This is a genomic window from Mucilaginibacter sp. UR6-11 (genome assembly GCF_020880695.1).
GTDB lineage: Bacteria > Bacteroidota > Bacteroidia > Sphingobacteriales > Sphingobacteriaceae > Mucilaginibacter.
The window spans coordinates 532,455-550,768 of the sequence record NZ_JAJIWO010000002.1 but is presented as its reverse complement, the minus strand read 5'-3'; the positions used below and the strand labels follow the sequence as shown (position 1 = coordinate 550,768).

Below are 18,314 nucleotides of genomic sequence, written 5' to 3'. Positions count from 1 at the left end.
TTAATACTATTTTCGCTCCCCCTTTAACTTCGACGCCAACTGCACCGCTTTATAGGCATTTACAATACCGCCGGTTTTGCATAGCGTAGTAAAATCAACTTTATCTGTTTTGCTGCCCGGTTTTAAAACCATGGTGCCGGTTAGCGGCGTGGCCGATGCCAGGATAACCTGTTTTAATTGTTTGGCGCTCAGGTTTGGATAATACTCCAGTACCAGCGCGGCAATGCCGGCCGTAATCGGCGATGCAAAGCTGGTACCATCCGCCGTGTTAAACTCGGCGTCGGCATCAATTGAGGTTACTTTTGCACCTGGTGCAAAAACGTCCACATTCTTTTTACCATAGTTGCTGAAGGTAGCAGCCAGGTTTTCGTCAACTTTCGATCCTGATGCACCTACGCATACCACGTTATCCGCGTCGGTAGCTGAGCCGTCGGCAAAGGTATCGTTAGGGTATTGCGGCTTAACATCCATATCCTCATTATCATTGCCGGATGCCTGCACCAGCAACACATCTTTAGCAGCAGCATATTTAAAGGCGGCGTCTACCCAGTCTTTATGCGGCGAGATCTTTTTGCCAAAGCTCATGTTAATGATCCGGGCGCCGTTATCAACCGCGTAGCGTATCGCGTTAGCAATATCCTTATCATACTCATCGCCGTTGGGTACTGCTTTAATGCTCATGATGCGTACGTTGTCGGCCACGCCGTCAATGCCATAGCCGTTACCGCGGACAGCGCCTATAAGCCCGGCCACGCCGGTACCATGCGAAGCATCAGGATTTTTTAAAACGTTATTGCCATACGGTTTGCCGTCCTGCACATCAGGGTCGTCGCCTACAATTTTTTTGCGGGCACTTAAATTAGGGTTAACATCATTGTCCAGCTTGGCCTGGTATTCGCTCACTTCTTTAATCACCTTGCTGTTGTCGCCATTTATCTGGTCAAACATAGACGACCAAACACCCTTGCTTTGCATAACCGTATCATTGGCCGTTGTTGTTATCTTATCCAGATCGGCCTTCACAAAAGTTGCAGACGGACTTAATTTTAATTCTCTTTTAATATAACCGCTGGTAACCATCAATGCGTTCATCATTGAGCCCATCTGCTGTAACTCGCCTGACGATTTGGCAACGGTGGCATCATGGACGCTTTTTACTTTCAGCCAGTAAGCATATCCTTTTTCATCCCCTGCCGGCGCAGCGGTTAAAGCTTCATATTTTGGTTTTAAGCGATTGTATTCCCGCACTTCTTCGGTAGTTTCGGTATAATCAACCTTACCGCCCGGGCCTCCTAAAAAATCCCAGCCGTGTACATCATCAACATAGCCGTTATGATCGTCATCCTTGCCGTTACCCGGTATTTCTTTAGGATTTACCCAAAGAATACTTTTCAGGTCGGTTTGGGTAGTATCAATGCCGCTATCAATCGTGGCTACCACTATGGTTTTACTTTTCTTACCTTTTAAAAAGTTGTAGGCGTTGTTTAGGCTGATGCCGTAAAAACCATCCTTTTTCAAATCAAGCTGGTGCCAGTTTTTTGGCGGATCGGCCTGCGTTGCCGTCACCGTTTGGGCAGATATATTGAGGCTCAAAAACAAAGCGCCGCATAGCGCGGAACCGAAAAGGTAATTCCGTAAATTATTCATTTATTTAAATTTTGTGTAAGATATTATAAAAACCGCAAATCATAAAAAAGAACCTACCTGATCCTCCCTAAAACAGAGGGCCCAAATGGCACTTCTTGATTGGACAGAACCGGTGGTAAGGTTTAACAACGCTTAACCCTCAGGTAAATTGCGCAGCTTATACAGTCTATAAGTGTTATCTGGATGTAAATGTTTTAGCGGGCGGGTAACAAACACGCTTATAATGTTTACTTTTGTATGATCAAAGGTAAAAGCCACTAAGGCACTAGTATCAGCTCATCCCACCGCCCTCCCAAATGCTTTGTATTAATAATCAATGCTTTGCAATCAGCGATGTTAAAAATGTTTGTATGTTGAAAACTTAATTGCTGGATGGACACTTTTACTTGTAATTTAAACACAACTAAAGTTTAATAGTCTAACAAAAAACGGACTAATTAAACAATGTTCTGAAACACTAATGAATGGAAGAAGAATTTGAATTTGGTTTTACCGAAGATCCAAAGTTTTCGGTAGAGCGGTACGAGGAAATGATCAGGAATCATGACCAGTACTTTTTTGATGCCCAGGCGTTTGAGAACATTATCGATTACTACATCGAAAAAAACGATCCCGCCAAGGCTCTGCAGGTAGCCGAGTATGCTATTAATCAACATCCTTTTGCCGCAGTATTTTTAATTAAGCAGGCACAGCTGCTGGCCATAACCAACCATACCGGCGCGGCCTTTGCTGCCCTGGATAAGGCGGCTATGCTGGAAGCATCAGACGCGGATATCTATATTATCCGCGGCAATATGTATGAAAGCATGGAACGCTATGCCGAGGCTTTAGAGAACTATGAAAAGGCCCTTGAGCTGGCTGAAGAAACTGACGAGATCCTGTTACATATTGCCTACGTTTACCAAAACATGGGCGATTACGAAACCTCCATTACCTACTTAAAACTTTGCTTAAAGCAAAATATGGAGAACCAGGATGCCCTTTACGAACTGGCTTTTTGCTATGACGTACTGGACAACCAGGAAGAAAGCGTACAGTTTTACCAGCAATATATAGATACCGAGCCTTACAGCTATGCTGCCTGGTATAACCTGGGTAATGCGTTTACCAAACTAAGCCTGTTTGAGAAAGCGATAGACGCTTACGATTACGCCATCCTGATTAAGGATAGCTTTGCATCAGCCTATTTTAACAAAGGCAATGCCCTGGTTAACCTGGAGAAATATGCCGAGGCTATTGAAGTATACCGGCATACTTTTGAGTATGAGCAGCCTAATGCTGACACTTATTGCGCCATCGGCGAATGCTATGAGAAATTAGAGCAGATGGACGATGCCCGCGCATTCTATAAAAAATCAGTTAAAATGGACCCCCGGCTTGCCGATGCCTGGTTTGGTATAGGGGTGACACTTGATTTTGAAGAACGTTATTTTGAGGCCCTGCACTTCTATAAAAAAGCGCTGGATATTGACCTGACCAATGCCGACTACTGGTTTGCCATAGCCGATGCCGAATATAAGCTGGGCCATATGAAAGAAGCAGAGGATGCTTACGAAAAAGTGGTTGAGCTTAACCCGCTGGATATAGACGCCTGGCTGGATTACTCGTCAATACTTTATGAGGATAAAAGATTGGTCGGCGCTATTGAGATCATCTCGGATGCGATTAAAAACAACCCCGAGGCTGCCGAGCTTTATTACCGTATGGTAGCTTACCTGTTTGCCAAAGGCGAATATAATGAGGCCCTCAATTACCTGGAGCTGGCACTGGCTGCCGATCCGGAAAAACATTTTATATTATTTGATTACCTGCCCCAGCTGCAGGAAAACAAGGTGATATTGGATATAATAAACCGTTACTCTAAGTAATGATTAACTTACCGTTAAAAAAGCTAAAACGTTTCATGTTTTAGCTTTTTTTTTAGACTTTTACAGCCGTTACCCACCTTAAAGGTATTTATGAATTATACAATTAATAATCTTCCCGAGCGCACGCAAAAACCACGTAATAGTGGCATAACAATGATAATGGATAAAGGCCTTAGTTTAAGGCAGGTGGAAGATTTTATAGAAGTTGCGGGCACGTATACGGACATTGTTAAGCTGGGCTGGGCAACCTCCTACGTAACGCCAAACCTCGACCAGAAAATAAAGCTTTATCAGGAAGCCGGCATACCCGTTTATTTTGGGGGCACCTTATTTGAGGCGATGATCGTACGCGGCCAGTTTGACGATTACTGCCGCATACTTGATAAATATAACCTGCAACATGCCGAAGTATCAGACGGGTCGATCACCATTGATCACGATGAGAAATGCGAATATATCCGCAAGCTGGCCAAACAGGTTACCGTTATTTCGGAAGTCGGATCAAAAGATGTGCAAAAGATCTTTGCGCCCTACAAATGGATCCAGTTAATGAAAGCCGAAATTGAAGCCGGCTCATGGAAAGTTATTGCCGAGGCACGCGAAAGCGGCAATGTCGGGATCTACCGCGACTCAGGAGAAGTTAGGCAGGGCCTGGTTGACGAGATTTTAACACAGATACCTGAGCAGAGCATAATCTGGGAAGCCCCGCAAAAAGCACAGCAGGTTTGGTTTATTAAGTTGATTGGTGCAAATGTAAGCCTGGGTAATATCGCGCCGGCTGATGCAATACCGTTAGAGACGCTGCGCCTGGGTATCAGAAGCGATACATTCGATCATTTTCTGGAGCTGTAGCTGCAAAGTTTTTATAATCCCGGGAGCGAAGGATTTATATAGCCAAAAGGTAAACTGTCTGACAGGTTGACAATTCTTCGCACCTGACAAACCGGTATCCGGACAAAAATGACCGTCTGGTTAATCTTTTTTTATCATCCTGAAAGAAGTAACCTCAGGGCTTTTTCTTTTAGGCTCTTTATCAAACAGGTGGGTAACCTTGCCCAATAAGCCTTTGGCTTTGTCCCACACGGTCTCTACCGAATCCTCTGAAATATAATGTGAGGCCTTTTGTGAAACCAGGCCCACCAATGCTTTTATTATAAAATTAGAATTCCTGAACAGGGTTTTATTTAATGCAAAAGGTATGGCAAAACGGGACAATACGCCTAAAAAATCCTGGTTAAATATACCTCCGTCTTTAGCACCTTCCTTATCGCCTTTTCCAAACAACGAGAATACGGATGAAAAGATAGCGCCCGGGCTACTAAAACGCTGTTGTATAGCGGCGCCTTTTTCACGCTCCAGGCCTTGCAGGCGCAGGATTTCGTTCTTCAGATCGGTATGGTTATTAATAGGCAGATTAGTCATTGTTCTTATTTTTAAAAATCTTTCTCACAAACGCGTTAGCAAGTGGTTTCTCTATCCTGGCTTTGTTTACCTTAAACAACAAGGCAATAAGCAGATATAGGATAGCAACACACCCAAACCCCTCCCAGTATGATTGAAACAAATCTGCCAGGTAAAAAGCCAAAGTAAAGCTGGCAAATACAAATGCCGCAACCATACTCATTACAACAACAACATCAGCTATCATGCTGGCAAAAATTGTTGAGCCGCCATCAATAGCTTTATATTTCGCCAGTTTCAGGCGAATTTCGGCGTATTCTTTGAGCTGGTCAATTAATGGGGGTTGCGGTTCTTTTTTGGTTTCTTCCATGGTTGGTAATCAGTTGTGAGTTATGAGCGGTGAGTTATGAGTGAGATCTTATTAAACCTGGCACTCATAACCCAAACTCATTTACTAATTTATGCGTGTTCAAGGTCGTCCTGATATTCTTCTTCGGCGCCCTTGATTTTTGATTTGATGTTTTCAACAACCTTGTCTTTTAAGCCAACAAGGTTATCAATCTCGGCTGCTGCCGTTTCTTTGATGGAGTCGCCCAGGTTTTTTAAGGATTCGGCCAGTTTATCACGGGTCTCATCACCTTTATCCGGTGCAAATAAAATTCCTAATGCCGCTCCTGCTGCTAACCCTGCGAGTAGGGCAACAACTACTTTTGTGTTATCATTCATATTAAATAAGTTTTCAAGTTGAACATTTGATTATATAACGACTAAATATCCTGCCAAATATACTTAATCGGACATTTTGTATCTGTTTAGCTATGATTAAATAATTTTTTAACCGGGCCGGCCTTCTTAATTGTTCACTAAAGTGTTCAAAACCGCGGTCAACTGTCTGCGCCCGCTTGTATCCGGTCAAGCCTGTCGGCCGCCATCCGGTTGGTTTCATATATCTCTACCAGCAATAAAAAGTAAGATAACAATAATGGCCCAAATACCAATCCTAATATACCAAATAAAGGCAAGCCAATAAATACTCCTATTACGGAAATTAACGGATGTGTGTTTGCTATGCGTTTGTTTATAATCATCCGCAAAACGTTATCAACATTGCCGATAAACAATAATCCGTACGCCAGCAACAATATTCCTTTTAATGTCTGGTCGTTTGCAAACAGTAAAAGGGCAGCCGGTATACACAACGTCGGCGCACCAACAACCGGTAAAAACGAAATAAATGAACCGATCACCCCCCAGAAAACCGGGTCGGGTATACCAAATATCCAAAAGCCGTTAGCCAGCAACGCCCCTTGCACTACAGCAATTATACCCTGCCCCAAAACGTTGGAGTAAGTTGAATTGCGCAGGGCGATGGCAAATTTTACAGCATATTGCTCTCTAAACGGCGCGTATCTTAACAGCCCGGCTTCAAATTCGCTTATTTGCACAAACATAAAATACAGCAAAAAGTATAATACCAGCAAGGTTAGTATGATACTTGCGGCACTACCCAATAACGAAGGGAAAAGATCCGTCGCGTAAGTCCCCAGCTTTTGCAGCGTGTTCTCGGCAAAGTGGGGTTGTTTAAAGGTCGATCCGGCAAAGTTGTCAATTTTAATTAACCATTCCTGTATAGGCAGTGTGCTGGTATTGATCTCTGAGATCTTGCCTATCACCATAAAGCTTAAAGCAATGAACGGCAATACAATTACTATCAGCGATATAAAAATAATTATGAGCGCCGCTACGGGCCGGTTCCAGCCTTTTTTTTCGACCATGTAAAGAAAAAATGGCCTGAAGATAGTAAACAATACAATTGCACCCAGTATTGAACTAAACAGGCTGCTTAACGCATACAGTATAAAACAACCCAGCACAATAATGCTGACCAGTATAATTGTATTACGCTGTTTATAGTTAAAAATTGACATTTAAAGTGCTGTAGCTAACAAGACTATAAACAAATAAACTTTAAATAGTTTTTATTCGTGGCTTGTTAAAAGTTCATTTATTTTGGTGGCGCTGCTAAAAATGGCATCCACACAAAAAGTAAAATCTTCGCTCGGGTTTGGGGTTTCGTACCGCAGCGTTTCCAGCGCCAGCTGAATGTTTGACAGCTGATTTTTAATATCATGCCGCAACCTGCTTATCGTTTCCGCATCCACTGTCCCTTTGCTCATATCAAATCTATTTCAGGTTGATAGCCTTCATTTTATTGTAAAGCGTTTTACGGTCGATGTTTAAGATCTCGGCCGCGCGGGTTTTATTAAAATTAACCTCGCGCAATACCCGTAAAATGGTTTCATACTCTGCCTCAAGCGCGGCATTTTTAAGGTCGTGCCGCTGCTCTTTCACTTCTGTACGATGATGCTCCTGTTGCTGCGGGGACTGGTTATAGGACGATTGATTTCCGTAATCAAAAGCGGGTATTTTGTAGTTCGATATTTCAAGCGGCAATGATTTGATCATTATTTCGCTGCCCTCGCTTATTAATGCCGCACGCTTTACAATGTTCTTTAACTCGCGCACGTTCCCCGGCCACCGGTAATTCATGAAACACTCTATAACCTCGGGCGAGAAATGGGTTACATTACGGCCCAGCTCCAGGTTTGCGGCGCGTAAAAAATGGTCGGCCAGTAACATGATATCATTGCCCCGCTCGCGCAGTGGCGGCATGTGCATGGTAAATTCATTAAAACGATGGTACAGGTCTTCCCTGAATTTACCTTTGTTTATCGCCTCTACCAGGTTTTCATTAGTGGCAACAATAATGCGTACATCAAGGTCAATTTCCTTGGTACTGCCTATTCTTTTTACTTTACGCTCCTGTACTGTCCTTAACAACGCAGCCTGTATCTCGTATGACAGGTTTCCCACTTCATCCAAAAACAGGGTACCGCCGTTGGCCATTTCAAAGTGGCCTATTTTGGTAGCGAAGGCGCCGGTAAATGAACCTTTTTCATGTCCAAAAAACTCGCTGGCCGCCAGCTCTTTGGTGAGCGACCCGCAATCCATTGCAATAAACGGCTGGTCGCTGCGTAAGCTGTGCAGGTGGATACTTTTAGCAACTTCTTCCTTTCCCGATCCGCTTTCACCTAAAATAATAACGCTGTAATTAGTGGGGGCAACCAGTTCTATCTGCCGTAAAAGCTCTTTTGATGCGCGGCTTGTGCCTACTACTACGCCGCCCGCCAGCTGTACCTGTTTTTTTCCTGATTTGCCGGCTGCCGGTGCGGGTGCGTCATCGTTATCCAGTAGCGCCTGCCGGGTTTCAATGGCTTTGGTAATAGTGTTTAATATTTCATCGGGATATAAAGGCTTGCTTATATAATCATAAGCGCCCATTTTTATCAGCTCGACAGCCATTTTGATGTCCGAGTAGCCGGTGATGATGATCACCCCTGTTTTGGGATATTTACTTTTAATTTTCCGCAGCATTTCGCGGCCGTCGGTATCTTCCAGCCGGTAATCGCATAGTACCAGGTCAAACTCCTCATTTTTAAGGTACTCCATGCCGCTATTTCCGCTGGATGCAGTACTTACCTCAAACCCGTTGCGTGTTAAAAATTTGGATAGTAATACCGCAACGTTTACTTCATCATCTATGATGAGGATTCTTTTCATATCAGCAAATTCGGTTAACTGGTAACAATTATAAGATGTAAGTTACACAAAAATGCTAATTCCCCTGATATTTTATACCATAGGACAGAGATAAACGTATTTTTTTACGATATTATTTTAAGCGACGATAAAAACAATTTACTACAACTACAGATTAAACGCATAAGCGACATGCAATCCCCAGAAAGTATTGTGGGTGCTGTTGTTGTAAAAGCTTGAGGTACTTTCAAAACGCAAACCGGTGTCAATATAGGTGTGTCTTTTCTTAAGCGGCAATACCAAACCTATTTGCGGGGCCCAGGTAAAAGAGTTGCTGTACAGCGCGTATAAAGCTGTTTTATTGGCTAATAACGTCTCGCCTGCTTCCGCGCCAACATAAAAACGGTTACCTAAAAGTAATTTGGCGCCTATTTTTAGCGGTATGATATTAAAGTTTGGCAACGGGCTGTTGGTGATGGCCTGCTGGCTGTAGACCCCGTCTTTGGTTGGAAAAAAGCTGATATAGCCTGCTGTTGCCGTAAGATATAGTTGTGACAGCACAGGCACGTCAATATGAAAACTAAGGCCAGCCCCGTAATTGTAGGCAGAGGCTGCATTACCACCCGAGGCAACATTTACACCGGTGCCAAAATCTGTACCTGTAGTTGAGGTTATTTCTGCACCAATACTGATCCTGACACTGTCGGGCACATTTATTTGCGCGTTTGCAACAGAACCAAGGGATATGAACAGGACAGAGTAAACAAGCGCTTTAACGGTGATTTTCATATTATTTGTTTAGATTAATGTGTTAAAACGCAAACCCGCATTAACAACGTATAATTTACCAAAAACTATCGGTAAAAATTAAATTTGTGCAAAGCTAATATCCGTTTTCAATAACTCATTATAAACTGATGTAAAAAAATGTTAAATTTTAAGTTATCCGCTATGCCGGTACACATTATAAAAAAAGCGCCCGCTAACTTAGCGGGCGCTTTTACATCATAGGTAATAGTAGGGTAAGATTGTTTAGAAACCGTAGGCCAGGCGTAAACCCACAAAGTTTACTTTACTGTCATCAATTGCACTGTTTAATTTTGTGCTGGCTTCATAACGTACACCGGCATCAAGATAGCTGCCGCCGCTTAACGGAAACTGGTAGCCAATTTGCGGCGCGTAAATAAACGCTGCCGATTTATCAGCACCAAAATCTTTTTTGTTTAATACAAACGCTGCACCGGCTTCACCCTGCACGTAAAAGTTATTTACCGGGAAGAATTTTAAACCGGCTTTTGCAGGTAACAATTGGATGTTAGGTTGCTTTACGGTTACACCGGCAACGGTAAGGTCTTTACCAAAAAAGTTGTTGTAACCGGCATTAACGGTAACAAATAATTGAGATGCAACAGGGATGTCAACCTGTAATGAACCACCCAGGTTCCAGTTATAGCTATCTGATAATTTTCCGGTAGGGATACCGGCGTCAACGCCGATACTGTAGCGGATACCGCTGGTAGTTGTTTTTGCTGATGGGTTGGTTTGTGCTTTAGCGCCTAAGGTAAAACCGGCTAAGCCTAAAACAATTGCTGTGATTTTTAATGAATTTTTCATGGTTGTATGATATTAATTGTTGTATGTGTTGTTTAACACGGTGCAAATTAACGTCACAAAACCATTACGATTTTTCATAGAAATGTCATCATTATTCAATCGATTGATTAACAATGATTTAATTTTTGACTATATGGGTATTTTAGTCAGGATAATGTAATAAATCGTGGTATTTGTGCAGGGATGTACTACCGGCCTTTAAAATTGGCCTTCCTTTTTTGCAGAAAAGCGGCTACGCCTTCTTTAAAATCCGCGGTACCAAAACAACCGGCAAATTGGTTAATCTCTACATCAAAGCCGTTAACCTCATTATTGCTGGCGGCATTAACGGCCGTAATTGCCGCAGCTATAGCCAGCGGCGCTTTGGTTAATATTTTTTGCATGATCTCCTCGGCTTTTGACATCAGCCCGTCCTGGCTCACCACATAGTTAACCAAACCAATCTGGTAAGCTTCGGCAGCGGATATCATATCTGCTGTCATGATCAGCTCTAAAGCCTTGCCCCTGCCTACTAAATGGGTTAGCCGTTGCGTGCCCCCGTAACCGGGGATCAGGCCGAGCGAAACTTCGGGCAGGCCCATCTTAGCGTTATCAGAAGCGATACGGATATGGCAGGCCAGCGCCAGCTCCAGTCCGCCGCCTAAGGCAAAGCCATTAATGGCCGCTATAACTGGTTTGCTAAACCCTTCTATAATATTAAAAATGTTCTTTTGATTTTCATGTGCCAGGTTTTTTCCGCCTTCAACATCCAGGTTTTCAAATTCGGCAATGTCTGCGCCGGCTACAAAAGCTTTCGGACCGGCGCCTGTTATAATAACACCACCCACTTTGTTATTTTGCAAAGCGTCGCCTAAAGCAATATGCAGCTCAAACAGGGTATCTTTATTAAGCGCGTTAAGCTTGCTTTCGCGATTAATAACGAGGTATTGAATCTTTCCTTTGTTCTCGATCAGTAAATTCTGGTAAACCATGCAGCAAAGTTAAAAATTACGATGTTCATGCACCCAATCGGTTATGTATTTTACAATATCATGCGTATTGGTGCCCGGCGGAAAAAGTTCGCCGACGCCCTGTTTTTTCAGCGCCGCCATATCCTCTTCGGGGATGATGCCGCCACCGGTAACCAGTACATCGTCCATCTTCTTATCCCTGATGAGCTTCAGTATCTTGGGGAAAACCGTCATATGCGCGCCGGACAAGATGGAAATGCCAATAGCATCAACGTCTTCCTGCAAAGCGGTATTTACCACCATCTCGGGCGTTTGGCGCAATCCGGTATAGATCACCTCCATACCCGCATCGCGCAGCGAAGTGGCTATAATGCGTGCGCCGCGGTCATGCCCGTCAAGCCCAACTTTGGCAACTAAAACACGTATGGGGCGGTTAAATGGTTTGGTGGTCATCTTGCTTTTTGCGTGATGCAAGATAAGAATTGTTAACCCGGATTTATAATTACAGCGCAGGTTAGTTGTTCCGGATACAATAATTGGCCATATCGCTTTTTAAGTTCTAAAGCTATGGAACTTAAAAACAAATAATACGGGCTTTATTTACCTACTTAAGCAGCTATCCTTTTCGCAATCTCGTTCACCAGTTGAGGCGCTACATACAAGCTGTCGACAACTATCCAGGTATGCCTGCCGTTGCCTAGTTTGATATAGCCTATGGGTTTATCATTTTCCAAAACGCTGTATTTATCATCAGCAGCAACAATACTTAAATTAAGTGGCCGGCCCTGGTAAGAGGTTTTTAAAGTGATGGCCCGGGTGGTAGCTAAGTTTTTCATAAATAATTATAAATGCTGGTTGCCTACAGGTATACAAAAACAATACCACAGGTATTTACAGCGGGGTTTAATACAGGCTTATCAATCACTGTATAGCAATAACCCCAAATTGCAGAATAGCACTACATCAGCCTTTAACATTCCCGGTAAAATTTCGTATTTTTGTATTTCTCCGGATTGGTTGCTTATCGCGATAGCTAACGCCATAAAATCATTCGTTCTTATAAAAGTTTAAATTTATTTTTAGCTGATTGTTGAGCTTTATTTTATTAAGTTATTGGCAATAAGATAAATAACTAAAAATATCACTACCGGTATACGCCCTGATACCCGCAAAATGCCCTGTTTTACTACCGGCATAAGCCCTGATACCCGAAAAGAGGTGCTTTTTACTACCGGCATAAGGCCCGATGCCTGAAAAACATCCTTTTTTACTACCGGTATCAACCCTAATGCGCGTGCAAATTGAAATTTTATTTTTTTTAAAATGTTTTAGTCACTCATTCGTCTGCTTTAATAAGTACAGGAAAGATGACGAACTTACAGGACAAAAAGATAGCAATAATAGGCGGCGGCCCGGGCGGACTAACGCTGGCCAGGCTTTTACAAATGAATGGCGCCGACGTTAACGTTTACGAACGCGACCATGACAGCAGCGCCAGGGCAAAAGGCGCGACACTGGACCTCCATGATGAGTCGGGGCTGAGAGCGTTGCGCGAAGCCGGCCTGATGGACGCATTTATGGCTAACTACCGCCCCGGCGCAGACAGGATGCACCTGATGGATATGAACGCCAATTCGATACTGGAAGAGGACGTAAACGGGGAAGGCGAATATGCACGGCCGGAAATTGACCGCGGCCCGTTACAGGAAATATTACTGGCTTCATTAAAGCCCGGCACGGTTATCTGGGATAGCCACTTTACCGCCATGACGCAGAAACACGGCGTCTGGAAGCTGGAATTTAAAAACGGCACCGAAGCGTTTGCAGACCTTGCAATTGCTGCCGATGGCGCCAATTCCAGGGTGAGGCCATATATCACGCCAATCAAACCTTTTTACTCGGGTGTTACAGCTATTGAAGGAGCGGTATATCATTCTGAGATCAACAGCCCAAAAATACACCGGCTCTTAAATGGCGGTAAGATCTTTGCCTTCGGCGACAGCAAGAGTTTGATCGTAAGCGCAAAAGGCAATGGCAGCCTGGTATTCTATCCCAGCTTTAAGACAGACGAACACTGGGTAAAAACCTGCGGACTGGATTTTAACGATAAGGCGCAATTACTGGCGTGGTTCAAAGCCGAATATCAAGGCTGGGACGAAGTGTGGCTGGAGCTTTTTGAAAATGCTACAGGCATTTTTATACCCCGACCGCTATATTGCATGCCTTTAGACCAAACCTGGGAAGCGCAGCCTAACTTAACCATGCTGGGCGATGCCGCGCACTTAATGCCGCCATTTGCCGGCGAGGGTGTGAACATGGCTATGCTTGACGCCGTTGAGTTGAGCAGGTGCCTGCGGGATGATTCTTTCGCTGATATCCATGCGGCTATTACCGCTTACGAGCAACAGATGCGGCTAAGGGCCTCGGCAACCGCCGCCGGCACGATGGTATCAACCGAAGCACTGCACTCGCCTAACGCTATTGAATTTATGATGAGCCTGGGTGGTTAATTACCAACCCTTATTAAACAACCCAATTATTTTAACCACATCCTGGCGGTCTTTATTGGTTGGGCAAAAGGTGGCGAAATACCCGGGGGCGTAGTAATACAGGTACCTGATTTTTGACGGGGTTATCAACCAGATCCGGTCTTCGGGGCCTTCTTCAATGGCGTGGGTAACCAGCTGTTTCCGTCCGTCAACCAGGTCGAGGGTTTCATTACATTTCGGCAATTTACTGTCATCCTCAATGACGAACAGTTTGGCGGCAATAAGCTTCCGGTATAAAGAATCGCACTGCGTATCGGTAGCCGCGCTGCTTATTAACCGGGGCTCTGTTACGGATAAGGGCACCGTTTCTGCCTGTTGTTTAAAGCTTAATTTTTGCCAGTGGCCAGCTTTAAGCACCATTACATTAAAGGCTAACTGGTGGGCCACATTATCATACGACCGGCAAGCCAATATCAGATCATAATTTTTTATTGACGGAAAGGGGTTGTCAGCCGCCGGGGCGTTACTTTTAAAAGCCGGGATTGCCGTTTGCGCATATATTAGCCCGGTAAACAACAAACAGGAAATAAATAACAGCAGTTTTTTCATATTACTTAAATAGGCTAACTAACTAATTCAATCACTTTTAATATGGCATCCACATATTCGCGGTTATTGGCCAGGCGGGGTACTTTATGCTGCCCGCCTAACTTGCCTTTTTCTTTCATCCAGTTAAAGAAGGTCCCTTCGGGTACTTTACGTACAATGGGGCGACGCAGGGCCATATCTTTAAAACGTTTGGCATCGTAATCAGAGTTAATGCGGCGCAGCGTTTCATCCAACAGGTCAACAAAGCGCTCAAACTCGGCGGGTTTCTTTTCAAATTCAATCAACCACTCGTGGGCGCCGCATTCATCACCGTTAAAATAAACCGGGGCCGCGGTATATTCGCGGATCACCGCGCCGGTTTGGCTGCAGGCTTCTTCCAGCGCGCGCTCGGCATTGTCAATGATCACTTCCTCGCCAAAGGCATTTATAAAATGCTTGGTGCGGCCGGTAATTTGTATACGGTAAGGTACCAACGAGGTAAACCTGATGGTATCCCCTATTAAATAACGCCATAGCCCCGCATTGGTACTAATGATCAATGCATAGTTTTTATCCAGTTCCACTTCATCAAGCGTCAGCGTTTCAGGATTTTCGTCATGTAAATTTTCTACCGGTAAAAATTCATAAAAAATGCCATAATCCAGCATCAGCAACATTTCGCCGGGCTCAATGGTATCCTGGATGCCGAAAAAACCTTCGGATGCATTGTAATTTTCAAGATAATACATATCATCGCTCGGGATCAGTTTTTTAAACTGCTCTCGATACGGCGTAAAATTAACCGCGCCATGAAAATACATCTCCAGGTTTGGCCAAACCTCTAACAGGTTGTTTTTACCGGTAATTTCAAGGATGCGTTTGCAGAGCAATAAGTTCCAGGTTGGTACCCCGCTCAGGCTGGTTACATTAACATCCTTGGTGGCGTAGGCCATCTTTTCTATCTTTTCCTCGAAATCTTCCAGCAGGGCTATATCCAGGTGAGGGGTGCGGTGAAATTCGGCCCAAAGGGGCAGGTTTTTCATGATCACGGCTGACAGGTCGCCGAAAGACGTATCGGGGCTTAGCTGGCTAACCTGGTGGCTGCCACCCAACGTCAGGATCTTGCCGGTAAACATCTTGGCATTTGGCCGATTATTGAAGTAGATGGTCAGCAGGTCCTTGCCGCCTTTAAAGTGGCATTCTTCCAGTGATTCTTCACTAACGGGTATAAATTTGCTTCGGTCGTTGGTGGTGCCTGATGATTTGGCAAACCAGCGGATCTCTGACGGCCAGAGCACATTTTGCTCGCCTTTAAGCATCCGCTCAATATAAGGTTTAAGCGTGTCGTAAGTTTGTATCGGTACGCGTTCTTTAAACTGGTTTAAGTTGGTAATGCTTTTATACCCGTATTTTTTACCCCATTCTGTATTTTCTGCCCTTGATATCAATTGTTCAAACCATTCTTCCTGTACCTCATTAGGGTATTTCATAAAAAGCTCTATCTGGTGGATACGCTTTTTCATGAACCAGGTAAAAACAGAGTTAAAAATTGTCATATACGATATAGGTTACTGGACAAATGTTTTTCTTTTCAGTACAAAGTTGGCGCCCAGGTACACCTTACGCACCAGTTCATTTTCGGCCAGCACCTCAGGTACGCCCGACTCTAATATTTTTCCTTCAAACAACAAATAGGCACGGTCTGTAATAGACAGTGTTTCCTGGACATTGTGATCGGTAATTAAGATACCAATGTTACGATGGCGCAATTTAGCCACCATGGCCTGGATCTCTTCAACAGCAATAGGGTCAACACCTGCAAAAGGCTCATCCAGTAAAATAAAGTTAGGTTCGGCTGCCAGGGCACGGGCAATTTCCGTACGGCGGCGCTCACCACCCGATAAAAGGTCGCCCCGGTTGCGGCGCACCTTATGCAGGCTAAATTCGTCAATTAACGTTTCCAGTTTTTCCTGCTGGGCCTCTTTTGACATTTTACCCATTTCCAATATCGCTTTGATATTGTCCTCGACCGTAAGCTTACGAAAAACCGAAGCCTCCTGCGCCAGGTAGCCAATACCTTTTTGCGCACGGCGGTACATCGGGTCGCCGGTTATTTCTTCGTCATCTAAAAATATATGGCCCCCGTTGGGCTTTATCAACCCTACGATCATATAAAACGACGTGGTTTTACCCGCGCCATTCGGACCAAGCAACCCTACGATCTCACCCTGCGATACATTGAAAGACACGTCGTTAACAACTGCACGTTGCTTATATTTTTTGATTAAATTTTCTGCCCGTAGATTCATTAATTCAAAAGTTAAAAGTCAAAATTCAAAAAGCTTTTTTTTACTTTTTAATTTTGACTTTTGATTTTACACTCTAATCCCTTTTACATTTAACTGTATAGTGCGTCTTTCGCGCCAAACATTTTCTTCAATACTGTAGCAAATATCAAAAGGTACATCTTTTACTATTTGCGATAATTGTTCGCCCTGCCCAAAGGCAATACAATCAAACAGGGCCGACCCTTCCTGCATTACCGTCATTTTGATGTGGTTTTGCCCAACCAGCACCGGGTTACCGCTAACATACACATTTTTAGTAAGGAACACCGGCGACATATTTTCAGGACCGAACGGTGCAAACTGGTTCAATATCCTGAAAAATTTGGGTTCGATCTGTGTTAAACGTAATTCGGCGTCAATTTGTATTTGTTGTATTAACTGCTCGGCCGTAATGGTCGCGCTTACCACCTCTTCAAATTTTTCTATAAATGCTTCCACATTTTCGGGGTGCATGGTTAAACCGGCGGCATACTTATGCCCGCCAAATTGTATCAGCAAATCACTGCATCCGCAAAGCGCCTCATAAAGATCATACCCTAAAACCGAGCGTGCCGAACCGGCCACATGCCCGTTTGAGCGGGTAAGCACCACGGTAGGGCGGTAATATTTTTCGGTTAAACGCGATGCTACTATACCGATAACCCCCTTGTGCCAGTTTTCATTAAACACCACGGTCGACTTGCGGTCGATTAAAACCTGGCTATCGCTGATCATGCCCAGCGCCTCGTCGGTAATTTGCAGGTCATGGCCCTTGCGCTCGGTATTTTTCAGATTGATAAGATCGCCTTTTATCTGGGCGGCCTCGTCATTGCAAGCCGTTAACAGCTCAACCGCGTGTTTGGCGTCATCAATGCGCCCGGCGGCATTGATGCGCGGGCCCAGTAAAAAAACAATATCAGATATAGTATAACTTATGCTTTTGCCGGCTACGCCCATTAATGTTTTTAAACCGATACACGGGTCAGTGTTTAGCTTCTGCAGCCCGAAGTAAGCCAGCACCCGGTTTTCGCCAACAATAGGCACAATATCACAGGCAATACTAACAGCTACCAGATCAAAATACCGGCTTACATCTTCAAAGGGTAAACCGTTCTTTTCGGCATAGGCCTGGGCCAGCTTAAAGCCTATGCCGCAGCCCGACAGCTCTTTAAACGGGTAGGCGCAATCAGCCCGCTTAGGATCGAGCACAGCCACGGCATCAGGCAGTTCATCACCGGGCGTATGGTGATCGCAAATAATAAAATCAATGCCAAGCCCGTTTGCGTAAGCTATTTTATCAACAGATTTTATTCCGCAGTCAAGCGCAATGATCAGTGTAAACCCGTGTTCGCGGGCGTAGTCAATGCCCTGGGTTGATATGCCGTAACCTTCCGCATAACGGTCGGGTATATAATATTCAATATTGCTGTGGTGGTTTTTAAAAAAGCTGTAAACAACGGCAACGGCGGTGGTACCGTCAACATCATAATCACCGTAAACCATTATTTTTTCGCCTGCGGCGATGGAAATTTCAATACGATCTATGGCTTTCTCCATATCCTGCATCAGGAAAGGATCATGCAGGTGGCGCTGGTCTGGCCTGAAGAAATATTTGGCTTCTTCATAGTTTTTAATGCCCCTGTGTAATAACAAAGTGCTTAAAACAGGGTCGATATTAAGTTCGGCTGCCAGGTTGGCAACTTCATCAAAAGCCGGCATGTCTCTTATCGCCCACCGTTTATTCATATCTTTGTCGCTTAAAACAGTAAATATATGTAAAATGTGCAGATGTGCGGATATGCAAATGTGCAGATTTCAAAGGTGCAAATA

Annotated in this window: 19 protein-coding genes; 3 read left to right on the top strand and 16 right to left on the bottom strand. The window is 44.2% G+C overall.

Features of this window, described 5'->3' with window-relative positions:
• Window positions 1-6: 6 nt before the first annotated feature.
• A complete protein-coding gene (locus LJ658_RS07740) occupies window positions 7-1,647 on the bottom strand; it encodes a S8 family serine peptidase (protein WP_230545909.1) in 1,641 nt (546 codons plus the stop codon).
• 464 nt (window positions 1,648-2,111) lie between these two features.
• Between LJ658_RS07740 and LJ658_RS07735 the strand changes: the two genes are divergently transcribed.
• Together LJ658_RS07735 and LJ658_RS07730 are read left to right on the top strand one after the other, a co-directional pair.
• Window positions 2,112-3,515: a lipopolysaccharide assembly protein LapB gene (locus LJ658_RS07735; RefSeq protein ID WP_230545908.1), complete on the top strand. Its 1,404-nt coding sequence runs from the start codon at window positions 2,112-2,114 to the stop codon at window positions 3,513-3,515.
• Window positions 3,516-3,605: 90 nt separating this feature from the next.
• On the top strand, window positions 3,606-4,367 hold the full coding sequence (locus tag LJ658_RS07730; RefSeq protein ID WP_230545907.1) for a phosphosulfolactate synthase: 762 nt from the start codon (window positions 3,606-3,608) through the stop codon (window positions 4,365-4,367).
• Window positions 4,368-4,487: 120 nt separating this feature from the next.
• Here the strand turns inward: LJ658_RS07730 and LJ658_RS07725 are convergent, their stop codons facing one another.
• The 11 genes from LJ658_RS07725 to LJ658_RS07675 form a co-directional block, all read right to left on the bottom strand.
• The gene (locus tag LJ658_RS07725) at window positions 4,488-4,937 is read right to left on the bottom strand and encodes a hypothetical protein (RefSeq protein ID WP_230545906.1); all 450 of its coding nucleotides are present in this window, start codon (window positions 4,935-4,937) and stop codon (window positions 4,488-4,490) included.
• Entirely contained in the window at window positions 4,930-5,286 is a 357-nt protein-coding gene (locus tag LJ658_RS07720; protein WP_230545905.1) for a hypothetical protein, read from the bottom strand. The genes LJ658_RS07725 and LJ658_RS07720 overlap by 8 nt, the downstream gene beginning before the upstream one ends.
• An 89-nt stretch (window positions 5,287-5,375) precedes the next feature.
• Window positions 5,376-5,642 (bottom strand): YtxH domain-containing protein, encoded by a 267-nt coding sequence (locus LJ658_RS07715; RefSeq protein WP_230545904.1) that lies wholly within the window; start codon window positions 5,640-5,642, stop codon window positions 5,376-5,378.
• Window positions 5,643-5,800: 158 nt separating this feature from the next.
• A complete protein-coding gene (locus tag LJ658_RS07710; protein ID WP_230545903.1) occupies window positions 5,801-6,844 on the bottom strand; it encodes an AI-2E family transporter in 1,044 nt (347 codons plus the stop codon).
• Between the two features lie 51 nt (window positions 6,845-6,895).
• A complete protein-coding gene (locus LJ658_RS07705; RefSeq protein WP_230545902.1) occupies window positions 6,896-7,093 on the bottom strand; it encodes a hypothetical protein in 198 nt (65 codons plus the stop codon).
• Window positions 7,094-7,100: 7 nt separating this feature from the next.
• On the bottom strand, window positions 7,101-8,537 hold the full coding sequence (locus tag LJ658_RS07700) for a sigma-54 dependent transcriptional regulator (protein WP_230545901.1): 1,437 nt from the start codon (window positions 8,535-8,537) through the stop codon (window positions 7,101-7,103).
• Window positions 8,538-8,684: 147 nt separating this feature from the next.
• The gene (locus LJ658_RS07695) at window positions 8,685-9,305 is read right to left on the bottom strand and encodes a hypothetical protein (protein ID WP_230545900.1); all 621 of its coding nucleotides are present in this window, start codon (window positions 9,303-9,305) and stop codon (window positions 8,685-8,687) included.
• Window positions 9,306-9,548: 243 nt separating this feature from the next.
• Window positions 9,549-10,130, bottom strand: a complete 582-nt coding sequence (locus LJ658_RS07690) for a porin family protein (protein ID WP_230545899.1) — start codon at window positions 10,128-10,130, stop codon at window positions 9,549-9,551.
• Window positions 10,131-10,318: 188 nt separating this feature from the next.
• Window positions 10,319-11,101, bottom strand: a complete 783-nt coding sequence (locus LJ658_RS07685) for an enoyl-CoA hydratase/isomerase family protein (RefSeq protein ID WP_230545898.1) — start codon at window positions 11,099-11,101, stop codon at window positions 10,319-10,321.
• A 9-nt stretch (window positions 11,102-11,110) separates the two neighbouring features.
• Window positions 11,111-11,533 (bottom strand): cobalamin B12-binding domain-containing protein, encoded by a 423-nt coding sequence (locus LJ658_RS07680; RefSeq protein ID WP_230545897.1) that lies wholly within the window; start codon window positions 11,531-11,533, stop codon window positions 11,111-11,113.
• A 155-nt stretch (window positions 11,534-11,688) separates the two neighbouring features.
• Window positions 11,689-11,916 (bottom strand): hypothetical protein, encoded by a 228-nt coding sequence (locus LJ658_RS07675; RefSeq protein WP_230545896.1) that lies wholly within the window; start codon window positions 11,914-11,916, stop codon window positions 11,689-11,691.
• A gap of 531 nt (window positions 11,917-12,447) precedes the next feature.
• On the opposite strand from LJ658_RS07675, the gene LJ658_RS07670 reads away from it, so the two are divergent.
• Window positions 12,448-13,590 (top strand): NAD(P)/FAD-dependent oxidoreductase, encoded by a 1,143-nt coding sequence (locus LJ658_RS07670; RefSeq protein WP_230545895.1) that lies wholly within the window; start codon window positions 12,448-12,450, stop codon window positions 13,588-13,590.
• Here the strand turns inward: LJ658_RS07670 and LJ658_RS07665 are convergent, their stop codons facing one another.
• From LJ658_RS07665 to recJ, 4 genes are all read right to left on the bottom strand, one after another.
• Complete coding sequence (locus LJ658_RS07665) at window positions 13,591-14,178, bottom strand: hypothetical protein (RefSeq protein ID WP_230545894.1); 588 nt, start codon at window positions 14,176-14,178, stop codon at window positions 13,591-13,593.
• Between the two features lie 14 nt (window positions 14,179-14,192).
• Window positions 14,193-15,713: a GH3 auxin-responsive promoter family protein gene (locus tag LJ658_RS07660; RefSeq protein ID WP_230545893.1), complete on the bottom strand. Its 1,521-nt coding sequence runs from the start codon at window positions 15,711-15,713 to the stop codon at window positions 14,193-14,195.
• A gap of 12 nt (window positions 15,714-15,725) precedes the next feature.
• Window positions 15,726-16,466, bottom strand: a complete 741-nt coding sequence (gene lptB / locus LJ658_RS07655; protein ID WP_230545892.1) for an LPS export ABC transporter ATP-binding protein — start codon at window positions 16,464-16,466, stop codon at window positions 15,726-15,728.
• Window positions 16,467-16,532: 66 nt separating this feature from the next.
• Window positions 16,533-18,230, bottom strand: coding sequence for a single-stranded-DNA-specific exonuclease RecJ (gene recJ, locus LJ658_RS07650; protein ID WP_230545891.1), 1,698 nt, complete (start codon window positions 18,228-18,230; stop codon window positions 16,533-16,535).
• Window positions 18,231-18,314: the final 84 nt, after the last annotated feature.